Genomic DNA, 13,542 nt, shown 5'->3' with positions numbered 1-13,542 from the left:
AAAGAAGGTTATCTTAACGGTATGGACGACAGTGAACGGCTTTAGCCTTTTCCACCTTGAAATGAAGGATAAAGTGTCATACCGCCATCAATGAAAATAGTTTGTCCAGTAATATAAGTAGATTGCTCCGATGCTAACCAAGCAGCAACATTAGCCACTGCTTCAGGCTCTGCGGCATATTTCATTGGGATCATCTCTTCTAATTCTTTGCGTAACGCATCATCTTGCATTTTTTCTTTATTTATTGGGGTATTAATAGCACCAGGGCCAATGGCGTTAATACGAATACCATAGTGTGCATATTCAAGAGCCAGTGATTGCGTTAACATTCTCACGCCACCTTTACTGGCAGCGTAACTAGCAAAAGTCGGCCATGGGATCACTTCATGAACTGAAGACATATTAATAATATTGCCTTTGATCTTATTCTCAACGAAATATTTCAATGCGGAGCGAGCCGTTAGAAAATAACTGGTTAAATTTATATCAATAATTTTACGCCAATCTTCTAAATTCACTGCATGGGAAGGGGTTTGTGTCTCAATTCCCGCATTATTGATCAGAAGATCGAGCTGACCAAAGTGGTCAATCGCTTTATAAATAAAGTTATGAGCAATTTTTTCATCACTAATGTCACCGCCAAAAATAATCGCTTTACCTTTACCATGTTTATTTAAGCTATCGGCTAATGCTTGAGCTTCATTTTCATCAGAGTGATAGTTGATAACAACGTTCATTCCTTCTTGAGCTAATCTCGTCACTACTGCTGCACCAATTCCTCGTGACGAACCTGTTACTACAGCAACTTTTCCTTGAAGATCGTGATACATACTACCTCCCATGTGCAATATCGTTATGTAAACAGCGACTGAGGATTAAGATATTTATCATTATTTAAGTATAAATACCCATAGAGTGACATTATTAGCGTTGTCACCCTATTAAGGATAGATGAACAATCATCATGGAGTGTTAAATAACGAAAAAAATTGAGAGAAAATGAATAATAAATATAAACATTTTTTTCTAGTGCTATCTTGATAATACAGGTAGTATGTTAAAAATTATTTCTTTTGTTATTTTTGAGTTATTAGGTTGTGGTTATGTAATACGCATTAAGGCACTGAAGATAAATAGTGCAAATACAGATAAATATACTCACTGAATTTTAATATAAATTTAGTAGGGTTCCTGTTACTTAATGAGTATAACACAATGAATAATCAATCAAAAAAATATGACAGAACATATCACTATCCTTTTTCACCAGGCACAACAAGCGATGATCGTATTAATGCCAATTGGTGGCAAGATATCTGCAAAATAAAGCATCTTATTCATACTGAAAAATTAGATGGTGAAAATAATTGCTTAAATCGAATGGGGGTTTTTGCTCGCTCTCATGCGACTCCGACACAATCTGCATGGACAGTACAACTACGCCAGCGTTGGCAATCCATCAGAAATGATTTAGGTAATTTAGATATTTTTGGTGAAAATCTTTATGCCATTCATTCTATTGAATACCAACATTTGGAAGAGTATTTCTATGTTTTTGCCATACGTTGTCAGGATAAATGGCTAAGTTGGGAAGAAGTGCAATTTTATGCCACTTTATTTGATTTACCCACCGTACCGGAAATCTCGCTACCAAAATCGGAAAATAAAATAGAGTTTGAAAAGAATATTATTTTACACGCACAAAAGCATAGCTCTTTTCAATCACGAGATGTGTTAACCAAGAAACCAAGTGCGATGGAAGGCATTGTCACACGAGATGCTCAAGCATTTTCATTAGATGAATTTTCACATCGGGTGTTTAAATATGTGAGAAAAGATCATGTTAAAACAGATGTGCATTGGAAACGTAATTGGAAAAGAGCGCCACTAATTTGGGAAAAAACACAGGAGTCTCATGATGCTTCATAAAAAATTACATAGCGAAATGTCATGGGAACAACTTGGTGAGTACTATAATGAAATTAGTGATATGTCCGGTGTTAGGCAAGATCCGATCCACCATGCTGAAGGTGATGTAGCTATTCATACACAGCAGGTGATCCACGCTATAAAATCACTCCCTGAATACCAAGAGCTGTCAGAAAGAGAGCAACAAATTCTATGGATTGCAGCACTTTTACATGATGTAGAAAAACGTTCAACTACCCGTGAAGAGAATGGGCGAATTATTTCGCCAGGCCATGCTCGTAAAGGAGAATTAACGACAAGACGTTTTTTATATGAAAAAGTGCCGGTTAGCTTTATTGATAGAGAACAGATTGCGGCATTAGTACGCTATCACGGATTACCTTTATGGTTAATGGATAAGCCCGATCCTAAAAAAGCCTTATTAGCGGCTTCGTTAAGAGTAGATTGCTATTTATTGGCATTGCTGGCTAAGGCGGATGTTCTGGGACGAAGCTGTGAAGATAAGCCCGCTTTATTGGATAAAATAGCGTTATTTACACTTTACTGTGAAGAATTAAATTGTTGGAGAACACCCGCACGATTTATTTCTGATGGCGCTCGATTTCACTATTTTCATAGTGAAAATAGTGTCGATCCTCACTATGAACCTTATCCTGAGCAAGGAAGTGAAGTTATTGTGCTTTGTGGACTACCGGGAATGGGCAAAGATAGTTATATTCGCCAATATTGTGCAGATATGCCTGTAGTAAGTTTAGATGTATTACGTCAGCAGCATAATATAAAACCAGATGATCGTGATGCGAATGGATGGATTGCACAACTTGCCAAAGAGCAAGCGAGAATATATTTAAGAGAGCATAAGTCTTTTGTTTGGAATGCAACAAATATTACTAAACAAATGCGTAATCAACTTATTGCTCTGTTTTATCGTTATCAAGCTAAAGTGACATTGGTATATATTGAAGTACCTTATTTGCAATGGAAAAAACAAAACAGCGCAAGAAAGGAAGCGGTTCCCGATAAAGTGATGGAAAGAATGTTGAGCAAACTGGAAGTCCCAACACCAGAAGAAGCGCTTAACGTGATTTATTGGGTTGATGGGGAAGCTCAAAATTTGATTTAAGGCTAGTTATATTAAGGTCATACAACTAAAAAAAGGGCTATTTTACTTACCATAAAATAGCCCTTAATTATTTATAACAGGTGAAACAACGTATTATGATTATTTCTTAACGTGATGAATAATATCAAAATAAACAGTATTATCCCCTTCAGTTGGGTAAATACGATAGGTATACTCATCATTATTGATGGTGATATTTTCTACATCACGAGTAAATAGTGTTTTTCCTTGTGCATCTTTGGCAACTAATGTACGCGTTTTTCCATCATTAGACATTGACCAATCCCCTTGCATTTTTTGTTTACCTTCAGGGGTAAACATAATAAAAGTGCCATTAGGATAATATTCTGCTAGGCCAAAATAATTACTGACTTGTGGATTATTAGCGTCAACTTTATTGCCTTTCTCGTCAATGGCTTGTGTGGTAACCCAAACTTTTTCTACCATGACTTTTTCATAATCATTGAGATCTTTTTGTGCTTGAGTTACGCCCTGAACTTGTTGTGTTGTGCTGGTGCTTTCAGCGGCAAAAAGAGAAGCACTAACACTTAATAATGAAATAGCAATAAGTGATTTTATTTTCATAGGTATATCCTTATGTCTTTACGTTGTGTATTTATCAGATTATTGGTGCTCAATTTATATTTATAATCTTAGACACTAAGTTTAAACATCGCTAGAAAATAAATGTGTCGGAATATGTCTGATAAATAGGTTGTTTTACAATCTATTTAGGTATTAGATATTTTAGAACACATTATTGCTGATTTTATCTTCTTGAATTTTGTGATTTTTAGTTTTTATATCTAAGTTTTTGTTTTTTGTTGGAGTTATATTTTGTATCAGTGAGTTGCTGTTAGTGCTTTAGTATTCTCAGCTATTTACAAAATAAGCCAAAGATTGACGAGTAAAAAAATAAATCAATAAATAAAGCAAGATTTTTACTTACTTTGCCTACTTAAAATAGGTTATTTATACTTAGTTTGTTCAATGACTGTTGTTATTAATGTTATCTACCTCACAAAATGAGACAATAAAAACTGCTTCTATTTTAATCATTGTGTCTGTATTTCTAATTATAAGTTGACATGATTAATTTACATTATCATTGGCTATACATTTGAATGGTAAGAAGAATTGTACTAATTTATGAACTATAAAAATGGATGATTAATTTATTTTAAGCTTTGTTCGATTCACTAAAATAGTTGGTTATTTAAACATAGTGATGATTATTTTTATTTTTGATTATTCTAATAACTCTAAATTATTATAAAATAAGGTTTTTATTTTTTATTGTTTTTTAAGTTAATTATTTAAGTTTTAAAAAACAAATAATTAATATTAGATTGTTTTATAATCAATATAGTGTTTGTTATTTTATTATTTGATTTTATTTGTGTTTTAATGAGAGGGGAGATGGCTTCTATATATTAAGTAATCTTATTACTATCATTATTTATTTCTGCTTTTTTTTGTTTTTTATTTTTGTGTTTCTGCTTTTTTTTGCTTTTAATAAATAACATATGATTGTAATCACAATCCCATAACAACTAATAAATTAAAGTTGTTGCCATAGAGGTAACATTAAATGAAAGCAGAGCGTCATAAAAAAATTGTTAATCTGATCAAAGGTCATGGTGCAGTAAAAGTTTCTGTTTTAGCAAAAGAGCTTAGTGTTACCAAAGAAACCATACGATCAGATTTAAATACATTGGCTGAGAAAGGAATAATTAAAAGATGCCATGGTGGGGCCTTTATTGAATTTGAAACATTAGACAAAGTTGCCAAAAAAGAAATCATACAATTTTTAGAATGTAATGATCAAATTGATAAAATTAATTTAGCGGGGCAGCCGGCAGTAAATAAAGTATGTGTATTAGGTTCATTTAATGTTGATATGATTAGTTATTTGCCCAGACTGCCAGAAACCGGGGAATCTTTATTGGCGAATAAATTTATCTTCTCACCAGGAGGTAAAGGATGTAATCAAGCATTAGCGGCAAGTTATGCTGATGCACAGGTGCATTTTATCACCAAAATCGGTACTGATCAGTTTAGTGATTATGCAGTAAATTTTATATCGTCATCAAGAATAAAAACATCAACGATATATCAAACTGAAAATCATCAAACTGGAACAGCATCAATCTTTGTGTCAGAAGAGAGTGGTGAAAATATTATTTCTATTTATTCAGGGGCTAATATGGATATTTCTTCTGATGAGGTAAAAATACAAAAAGATAAAATTATAGATGCCGATATAATTTTATTGCAATTAGAAACTAATATTGAAGCATTAAAGGAAATTATTTCAATCGGAAATGAAAATAATATTCCTATTATTTTAAATCCTGCACCTTACAATAAAATTATTGATAAGTTATTGCCAATGTTAGATATATTAACACCTAATGAAACAGAAGCCAGCTTATTATCAGGTATTGAAGTTGTTGATTTAGTATCTGCTAAAAATGCAGCCAATGCTATTTATCAAAAAGGTGTTAATAAAGTTGTCATTACTTTAGGTAGTAAAGGTTCATTAGCTTATGACGGTTATAAATATATTTACTCACCAGCTTATCCTGCGGTGGTAAAAAATACAGCGGGCGCTGGTGATGCTTTTAATGGTGCACTAGCAGCCTCATTAGCAAAAGGAAAGCAGTTTTCTTACGCGTTACGCTATGCATCAGCTTTTGCATCACTAGCTGTTGAGACGAGTAATGCTTCAGAAATGCCTGAAGATATTAATGTCATGCATCGCATCAATCAAACAACATATTCACAGATTGTCACTCAATCCCCTGAATAAATAATCTTTTTGAAAGAGGAAAAAAAATGAAAATCTTATTTATTGGTGAGTCATGGCACATTCATATGATCCACTCAAAAGGCTACGACAGTTTCACTTCTAGTAAATATGAGGAAGGTGCCACTTTTTTATTAAATTGTTTAAGGGAAAAAGGGGTAGCAGTTGATTATATGCCTGCACATACCGTTCAGGTCGCATTTCCTCAGACTGATGAAGAATTAGCAAAATATGATGTCATCGTGATCAGTGATATTGGTGCTAATACTTTCCTCTTGCAAAACGATACTTTCTACAACATGAAAGTACTTCCAAATGCATTAGGGCTAATTAAACAGTTTGTTGCTAATGGTGGTGGCTTATTAATGATTGGCGGCTATCTATCATTTATGGGTATTGAAGCGAAAGCAAACTATAAAAATACCTTATTGGCACAAGTGTTACCTGTTGAAATGTTAGAGGGTGACGATCGTGTGGAAGCCCCAGAAGGAGTATTCGCAACTCCAGTTAATGCAGAGCATGCCACGATAAAAGGTTTTAGTGAATGGCCGATGTTCCTTGGTTATAACAAAGTGTTCGCTAAACATAACACTGAAACGGTTTTGAATATTGGCGAAGATCCACTACTGGTGTTTGGTCAATTTGAAAAAGGAAAAACAGCTTGTTTTATGAGTGACTGTTCACCGCATTGGGGGAGCAAAGAGTTTTTAGCATGGCCACATTATGCTGATATGTGGGTCAATATTCTAAAGCAAATCGCACGTTAGTTCTTAATAACAATAGCAGTAAGAAAAGTAAAAAAGCGCGGAGATACACTCTGCGCTAATAACAAAATAACCGATTACTTGAAAAATAAAAAAGAAATCACTCATAGTCAATAATCCAAAAGGAACATCTTATGAGTACAAAAAATTTATCAACACCCTTGCTGATGGTAGCAACTGTGTTAGCAGGGATGCTATCACCAATGCAGTCTGCGGTGAATGGGCAACTGGGACATGTATTAAAAGACGGTAATGCTAGTGCAGTTATCTCTTTTGCCAGTGGTTTAGTGGTCATGTTTTTTATCATTATGTCCAAAAAACAATATCGTCAGCAATTTGCTTCTATTCCGACATTAATTAAAACACGTAAAATTCCATTATGGAACTGGTTTGCTGGCCTCTGTGGCGCAATGGTGGTTTTTTCTGAAGGAGCATCAGCCAGTGCATTAGGAATAGCTACATTCCAAACAGCATTAATTTCAGCACTGTTATTATCAGGTTTATTATGTGACCGCTTTGGTATAGGTGTGGATGAGAAGAAATACTTCACCCCATATCGTGTATTAGGTGCCGTATTAGCTGTTGTTGCTACTCTTTTTGTCGTTTCTCCACAGTGGCATTCAACCTCTTTTATTTACTTAGCTATTCTACCTTTTTTAGCGGGTTTATTAGCGGGATGGCAACCAGCAGGTAATTCAAAAGTGGCTGAAGCAACAGGTTCGATGATGGTTTCTATTACTTGGAACTTTATTGTTGGATTTACTGTTTTAACGATTGCGTTAGTAGTACGTATGGCATTAGGGCATATAACACTGGAGCTTCCTGCTACATGGTGGATGTATTTAGGTGGGCCTTTAGGGTTAATGTCTATTGCATTAATGGCTATTTTAGTACGAGGCTTAGGGTTACTGATGTTAGGTGTTGCATCAACTGCGGGCCAATTACTGGGTTCAGTATTAATTGACCTCTTATTACCTTCGTTAGGAAATACTGTTTATTTAGTCACAATCATCGGTACGTTATTTGCCTTAGTCGGCGCCATTGTTACTACCATTCCTGAGTTTAAAGCGACTAAATCAGTAAAAAGAGCAGGGGCATAATCATGAAAGGTTATATTCAAACGGTAACGGGTCCGGTTAAAAAAGCGGATATGGGGCTGACACTACCTCACGAACATTTATTTAATGATTTATCTGGCGTTGTTGATGAACCTTTTTATGAATTCTCACACGTTTTAGTAGATAAAAAAGTCAGTGCAGATATTCAGTGGGGACTAAAATACGATCCATATTGTTGTTGCGATAATATGGATAAAAAACCCATTGAAGACGTTATTTTTGAATTAAATAATTTTAAAGAGCTTGGGGGCAAAACGATTGTTGATGCTACAGGTTCATCGTCAATTGGTCGTGATATTAGAAAATTAAAACAAGTTGCAGAATTAACGGGGATTAATGTCGTTGCTTCTTCCGGCCTTTATATTGAGAAATTTGAAGGAAAACGCCTAGCTGATGATATTGATGCGATGGCAAAAATGATCGATGATGAATTAAATATCGGCATTGACGGTACAGATATTCGTGCTGGTATGATTGGCGAAATTGGTGTATCTCCTTTCTTTACAGATGGTGAAAAAAATAGTTTACGTGCCGCTGCACTGGCTCAAAATAATAACCCTTATGCCTCAATGAATATTCATATGCCAGGTTGGCAACGCCGTGGTGATGAAGTATTAGATATTCTTTTAACAGAAATGGGGTGTGATCCAGCCAAAATATCGTTAGCCCATTCAGATCCTTCTGGTAAAGATATCGATTATCAATGCAAAATGCTTGATCGAGGTGTTTGGCTTGAATTTGACATGATAGGTCTTGATATTTCTTTCCCTAAAGAAGGCGCCGCACCCAGTGTGATGGATACGGTTGAAGCTGTCGCAACCTTAATAGAAAGAGGATATGGTAACCAAATTGTATTAAGTCATGATGTGTTTTTAAAACAGATGTGGGCAAAAAATGGCGGAAATGGTTGGGGGTTTGTGCCTAATGTTTTTCTTTCATTATTAGCACAGCGTGGCATTGATAAGGCGATAATAGATAAGCTGTGTATTGATAATCCAGCTAATTTATTAGCATGAATTAATTATAACTATAAATACCCCTTGAATACATTTTGCGACACGTAAGCCCGTGTCGCTTTTTTAGTTGTTATTCTCGTGTTAGCGTAAATGATAATTTTCGATATAACGTAATGAGTGTGTGGAGCCATTAATCACTAACGAGTGTGTACGCAAATAATCGCTTTGTTCAGTGACACCGGATAATAGGTCACCGGCAGTAATTGCGGTTGCTGCAAACATAACATCCTGATGGCGCACCAATATTTCAAGTGGCAATGTAATATTAACATCAGTTCCCATGTTATGGCATCGAGAGATTTCTTGTGCTGCAATTTCTCTGTTTGTTGCATTATTACCTTTAGCAATATCGCGGGTAATAAGGCGCGCTTGCATATCACCACCTAAAGCTTTAGCAATAGCGGCACTAATTACACCTTCTGGCGCGCCACCAATGCCGTACATAACATCAATAGGATTATTAGGCATTGTGGCATATAAAGAAGCAAGTACATCGCCATCCGGCAAAGTGATGACATTAATACCTCTATTACGCAAATCAATGATAATATCGTGATGGCGCGGTTTATCTAAAATAGCTAGTGTTAACTGGCTTAATGATTTATTTAATGTTTGTGCAATAGCATCAAGGTTATATTCAAGGCAATGGTTAAGGTCGATCACACCTGCTGCTTTTTTACCGACAACCAGTTTTTCCATGTACATATCGGGTGCTTGTAAAAAACTACCTTCAAAACCTGCAGCTAAAATAGCCAAAGAATTATTTTCACCGGTAGCGACCATGCGAGTTCCATCGATAGGATCAACGGCAATTTCTATTTTTTCACCTTGGCCGTTGCCTACTGGTTCGCCAATATAGAGCATAGGTGCTTCATCAATTTCACCTTCACCAATAACAATTTGGCCATTGATATTAAGGCTATTAAGGCGCTCTCGCATGGCGGCAACTGCGGCAGCATCTGCCGCATTTTTATCTTGTTTACCTACCCATGGCATAGCCGCAATAGCAGCGGCTTCTGTGACTGATGCGATAGAATTAGTTAATTCATCATTTAATTTCATAGGGTTAATATACTTTGCAAGGTCTGTTATATTGAATAGTAGCCTTTGATGATACCCTTTTTTCAAATTTAAGTGTTAGGCTTAAATCAATTGTTTTCGCCTTCTTTTACGCTTAAAAACAAATAGAAAAAATAAAGGGTTATCGTATATTTGATAATACTATTATAACGATATTTTGTTATTAACTAGTGGTTTTTTGTTATAACTAATTAATTAACAAAGATAATTAGAAATAATAGCACAGTCTGCACACTAAACGCATTTCTTCTATAATAGATAAATAAATGTCAATGATTAGCAAATGGATGGAAAATAATGAATGTAATTGATGCAGTAAAAAACCGTCGTGCAACAAAACAGTTTGATGCTGATTTCAAAATACCACAAGAAGAGAAAAAAGCCTTACTTGAAGATGCGTTACAATATACGCCAAGTGCATTTAATCTGCAGCATTGGCGTCTTTTGGTTGTTGATGATGTTAAGCAACGTCAAGCATTAAGAAAAGTGGGTTGGGATCAGCCTCAAATAACAGACTCTGCTATGCTGATTGTTTTATGTGCAGATCTCAATGTTTGGGAGAGTGAAGTTAAAACAATTTGGCAAGATGCTACCCCGGAAGTCAGAGATATTATGTGCAGTGCTGTTGATAGTTATTATCGCAATAAACCACAAGTGCAACGGGATGAGATTATGCGTAGTGCGGGTTTGTTTGCTCAAACACTGATGCTATTAGCACAAGAGCGCGGTTTTGATTCTTGTCCTATGGATGGGTTTGATTTTGCAGAGGTAGCAAAAACGATTAACTTGCCTGAGCACTATGCTATCTGTTTAATGATTGCCATTGGTAAAGGTAAAGGAAAACCTTTTCCACGATTAGGTAAATTATCTTTTGATAAAGCGGTGACATTTGATCATTTTTAAAGTACTAAAGTGCTTCTTATATTTTATATAGGAAGTACTTTATTCTTATAATTAATTATTATTATATGTTATTAGCTTTATTTTATATTCTTTATAAATGTGTGTATGATTTTAATACATTATTAATTAATGCGGTAAGAATAATAATTTATTTATAATATCATTGTTGCGTGAATAAAAAATAAAAATATGGAAATTCTAACGATATTATAATAGCATTTGTCATTATAAATTTTATTGCCTTGATTTATTTTTAATTTTATTAAATATTTTTAAGGATTGATATCGTTGATAAATACTCTAGTAATCAGTCAAGTTGAAATATTTAGTTTAGGTATAGAAAAATTACTTTGCCAGATTAAAAAAATTAACATTCGTAAGATTATGAATGATGAAAGTGAAGCTTTTCGTTATTGCAGACAATATTCTGTCAATCTTATTATTTTTTATTCTTTACCTACTGTCTCTTTAATAGATGTAATAAAAAGAATTAAACGTTTTTCTCCCATTATAAAAATAGTGGTTATTTCGCCTAAAATAGACTCAATACTTTCCGTCACATTGCTACAGTTAGGTATTGAAGGGTTTATCGTTATAGATTCCTCTGCTGCGAATGTGCTTCAGGCCATTCGACAAATTTGTATTGGCCAACGTTATATTAGTCCAGAAATTGCTATGGATATTGCATTAACGAAAGTTCAAGCAGACTTAAATCCGCTACATCATCTTTCTGAAAGAGAGTTACAGATAATGTCGATGATTATAAGAGGGAAAAAAATAGCACAAATTGCACAAGAGCTGAATATCAGCACTAAAACAGTAAATAGCTATCGTTATCGAATGTTTAGTAAACTTAAAATCTCAGGTGATGTAGAATTAACTCATATAGCAGTTCGTTATGGGTTAATCGAGATAGAGAGTTACTTACAAAGTGGAAAACATATTTGATGCTAAAGCATTTCTAAGTCGAGTAACGAGTCAACCGGGTGTGTATCGAATGTATGACGCCTCAGGCACCGTTATTTATGTTGGAAAAGCAAAAGATCTGAAAAAACGATTATCAAGCTACTTTCGTGCTCAGGTAAATAGTCGTAAAACAGAAGCATTAGTAAAATGTATTGCCAATATTGATGTTACCGTGACACATACGGAGACAGAAGCGCTACTTTTAGAGCATAGCTATATTCAGCGTTATCAGCCTCGCTATAATGTGTTACTACGAGATGATAAGTCCTATCCGTATATTTATTTAAGTGCAGACAAACACCCAAGATTGGCGAGTTATCGTGGTGCTAAACATGCTAAAGGGGAATACTTTGGCCCTTTCCCTAACTCTTTGGCGGTGAGAGAAACATTAGCTTTAATGCAAAAATTATTTCCTATTCGTCAATGTGAAGATAGTGTTTACCGCAATCGCTCACGCCCTTGTTTGCAATATCAAATAGGCCGTTGTCTCGCCCCTTGTGTAAAAGGTTATGTCTCTGATGAAGAGTATGCACAGCAAGTCAATTATGTGCGTCTTTTTTTATCCGGCGATGACAGCCAAGTGATTGAAGGCTTAATTAAACGGATGGAAGAGGCAAGCCAAGCGTTACGCTTTGAAGAGGCTGCGCGTATTCGTGACCAAATTCACGCGGTAAGACAAGTCACTGAAAAACAGTTTGTGGCTAATATTGGCGATGATCTCGATGTGATTAGCGTGGCATTTAATGGTGCTATTGCTTGTGTGTATGTGCTCTTTTTCCGTCAAGGTAAAGTGCTTGGTAGTCGTAGTTATTTTCCTAAAGTACCGGCAAATACATCATTAGACGAAGTGGTACAAACCTTTATTGGACAATTTTATTTACAAGGCAGTGCGATCCGCACTTTACCGACAGAAATTTTGCTCGATTTTAATCTTGAAGATAAAACGATTTTAGCGGAGTCAATTTCTTCGATAGCAGGACGTAAGATCCATATCCAAACTAAACCCCGTGGTGATAGAGCACGCTATTTAAAACTAGCACGAACTAATGCAGCTACGGCATTAGCCACTAAGCAAGTTGAACAATCAACCATTTCTCAACGTTATAACTCGTTAATGTCACTTTTAGAGATGAAAGAGATAAAACGAATGGAATGTTTTGATATTAGTCACACTATGGGAGAGCAAACTGTGGCTTCATGTGTCGTATTTGACATGAATGGCCCATTAAAATCGGAATACAGGCGCTATAATATTAGTGGGATCACTCCGGGGGATGATTATGCCGCGATGAATCAAGTTTTGACTCGTCGTTATGGCAAGTCATTAGAAGAGAGTAAAATACCTGATATTATTTTTATCGATGGTGGTAAAGGGCAATTAGCACAAGCCATTGACGTATTTCAATCACTTGATGTCGATTGGGATAAATCACACCCTAAATTAATTGGTGTCGCGAAGGGGAGTGATCGTAAAGCGGGGTTAGAGACACTATTTTTTAAACCAGAAGGCGAAGGTGTGGCACTTCCTTCTGATTCACCCGCGTTACATTTGATCCAACATATTCGTGATGAGTCGCATCGTCACGCAATAACGGGGCATCGTCAGCGTCGTGCTAAGGTTAAAAACACCAGTTCTCTAGAATCGATTGAGGGGGTGGGACCAAAACGACGTCAAATGCTATTGAAGTATATGGGTGGTTTACAAGCTTTACGTGATGCAAGCGTTGAAGAAATTGCGAAAGTTCCCACAATTTCGACCGCGTTAGCAGAAAAAATTTTTAATGCGTTGAAACACTAAGTGTATTGATGCACCATATTAATAACTCTCACTTTT

General features: G+C 35.5%; 12 protein-coding genes. 9 read left to right on the top strand and 3 right to left on the bottom strand.

All coding sequences use genetic code 11. The annotated features are described in order from the left end of the window. Nucleotides 1-41 precede the first annotated feature (41 nt). Nucleotides 42-830 carry a glucose 1-dehydrogenase gene (locus AACQ49_RS15200; RefSeq protein ID WP_004248258.1) on the bottom strand — a complete coding sequence of 263 codons (789 nt, stop codon included), beginning with the start codon at nt 828-830 and terminating at the stop codon, nt 42-44. A gap of 385 nt (nt 831-1,215) precedes the next feature. On the opposite strand from AACQ49_RS15200, the gene AACQ49_RS15195 reads away from it, so the two are divergent. Together AACQ49_RS15195 and AACQ49_RS15190 are read left to right on the top strand one after the other, a co-directional pair. Then, the gene (locus tag AACQ49_RS15195; RefSeq protein WP_004243300.1) at nt 1,216-1,929 is read left to right on the top strand and encodes an RNA ligase family protein; all 714 of its coding nucleotides are present in this window, start codon (nt 1,216-1,218) and stop codon (nt 1,927-1,929) included. Next, nucleotides 1,916-3,052 (top strand): AAA family ATPase, encoded by a 1,137-nt coding sequence (locus tag AACQ49_RS15190; RefSeq protein WP_110706606.1) that lies wholly within the window; start codon nt 1,916-1,918, stop codon nt 3,050-3,052. The genes AACQ49_RS15195 and AACQ49_RS15190 overlap by 14 nt, the downstream gene beginning before the upstream one ends. Nucleotides 3,053-3,151: 99 nt before the next feature. Here AACQ49_RS15190 and AACQ49_RS15185 read toward each other — a convergent pair whose 3' ends face one another. Next, the gene (locus AACQ49_RS15185; protein ID WP_004243298.1) at nt 3,152-3,637 is read right to left on the bottom strand and encodes a DUF4822 domain-containing protein; all 486 of its coding nucleotides are present in this window, start codon (nt 3,635-3,637) and stop codon (nt 3,152-3,154) included. Between the two features lie 1,006 nt (nt 3,638-4,643). On the opposite strand from AACQ49_RS15185, the gene AACQ49_RS15180 reads away from it, so the two are divergent. The 4 genes from AACQ49_RS15180 to AACQ49_RS15165 all read left to right on the top strand — a co-directional run bounded on the left by AACQ49_RS15180 (nt 4,644) and on the right by AACQ49_RS15165 (nt 8,759). After that, nucleotides 4,644-5,864 carry a PfkB family carbohydrate kinase gene (locus tag AACQ49_RS15180; RefSeq protein ID WP_020945784.1) on the top strand — a complete coding sequence of 407 codons (1,221 nt, stop codon included), beginning with the start codon at nt 4,644-4,646 and terminating at the stop codon, nt 5,862-5,864. 26 nt (nt 5,865-5,890) lie between these two features. Beyond that, nucleotides 5,891-6,628, top strand: coding sequence for a glutamine amidotransferase (locus tag AACQ49_RS15175; RefSeq protein WP_004243294.1), 738 nt, complete (start codon nt 5,891-5,893; stop codon nt 6,626-6,628). Between the two features lie 131 nt (nt 6,629-6,759). Next, entirely contained in the window at nt 6,760-7,725 is a 966-nt protein-coding gene (locus AACQ49_RS15170; RefSeq protein ID WP_004243293.1) for a DMT family transporter, read from the top strand. 2 nt (nt 7,726-7,727) lie between these two features. Continuing rightward, nucleotides 7,728-8,759, top strand: coding sequence for a methylphosphonate esterase (locus AACQ49_RS15165; protein WP_004250910.1), 1,032 nt, complete (start codon nt 7,728-7,730; stop codon nt 8,757-8,759). An 81-nt stretch (nt 8,760-8,840) separates the two neighbouring features. Here AACQ49_RS15165 and glpX read toward each other — a convergent pair whose 3' ends face one another. Further along, nucleotides 8,841-9,821, bottom strand: coding sequence for a class II fructose-bisphosphatase (gene glpX, locus AACQ49_RS15160; RefSeq protein ID WP_004248255.1), 981 nt, complete (start codon nt 9,819-9,821; stop codon nt 8,841-8,843). Between the two features lie 315 nt (nt 9,822-10,136). On the opposite strand from glpX, the gene AACQ49_RS15155 reads away from it, so the two are divergent. The 3 genes from AACQ49_RS15155 (at nt 10,137) to uvrC (ending at nt 13,506) form a co-directional block, all read left to right on the top strand. Then, entirely contained in the window at nt 10,137-10,742 is a 606-nt protein-coding gene (locus tag AACQ49_RS15155; RefSeq protein ID WP_004248254.1) for a nitroreductase family protein, read from the top strand. Between the two features lie 288 nt (nt 10,743-11,030). Continuing rightward, nucleotides 11,031-11,690 carry a LuxR C-terminal-related transcriptional regulator gene (locus AACQ49_RS15150; RefSeq protein ID WP_049201096.1) on the top strand — a complete coding sequence of 220 codons (660 nt, stop codon included), beginning with the start codon at nt 11,031-11,033 and terminating at the stop codon, nt 11,688-11,690. Next, the gene (gene uvrC / locus AACQ49_RS15145) at nt 11,674-13,506 is read left to right on the top strand and encodes an excinuclease ABC subunit UvrC (RefSeq protein ID WP_004243286.1); all 1,833 of its coding nucleotides are present in this window, start codon (nt 11,674-11,676) and stop codon (nt 13,504-13,506) included. The genes AACQ49_RS15150 and uvrC overlap by 17 nt, the downstream gene beginning before the upstream one ends. Nucleotides 13,507-13,542 lie beyond the last annotated feature (36 nt).

The organism is Proteus sp. G2675 (assembly GCF_963886535.1).
GTDB classification, from domain to species: domain Bacteria; phylum Pseudomonadota; class Gammaproteobacteria; order Enterobacterales; family Enterobacteriaceae; genus Proteus; species Proteus mirabilis.
Note: the sequence above shows the minus strand (reverse complement) of the source record. Positions and strands in the feature narration are given on the sequence as shown.

Bases quoted from the DNA above. Each gene is read 5' to 3' on its own strand.
- AACQ49_RS15200 (WP_004248258.1), bottom strand. From the start codon at position 830: ATGTATCACGATCTTCAAGGAAAAGTTGCTGTAGTAACAGGTTCGTCA.
- AACQ49_RS15195 (WP_004243300.1), top strand. From the start codon at position 1,216: ATGAATAATCAATCAAAAAAATATGACAGAACATATCACTATCCTTTT.
- AACQ49_RS15190 (WP_110706606.1), top strand. From the start codon at position 1,916: ATGATGCTTCATAAAAAATTACATAGCGAAATGTCATGGGAACAACTT.
- AACQ49_RS15185 (WP_004243298.1), bottom strand. From the start codon at position 3,637: ATGAAAATAAAATCACTTATTGCTATTTCATTATTAAGTGTTAGTGCT.
- AACQ49_RS15180 (WP_020945784.1), top strand. From the start codon at position 4,644: ATGAAAGCAGAGCGTCATAAAAAAATTGTTAATCTGATCAAAGGTCAT.
- AACQ49_RS15175 (WP_004243294.1), top strand. From the start codon at position 5,891: ATGAAAATCTTATTTATTGGTGAGTCATGGCACATTCATATGATCCAC.
- AACQ49_RS15170 (WP_004243293.1), top strand. From the start codon at position 6,760: ATGAGTACAAAAAATTTATCAACACCCTTGCTGATGGTAGCAACTGTG.
- AACQ49_RS15165 (WP_004250910.1), top strand. From the start codon at position 7,728: ATGAAAGGTTATATTCAAACGGTAACGGGTCCGGTTAAAAAAGCGGAT.
- glpX (WP_004248255.1), bottom strand. From the start codon at position 9,821: ATGAAATTAAATGATGAATTAACTAATTCTATCGCATCAGTCACAGAA.
- AACQ49_RS15155 (WP_004248254.1), top strand. From the start codon at position 10,137: ATGAATGTAATTGATGCAGTAAAAAACCGTCGTGCAACAAAACAGTTT.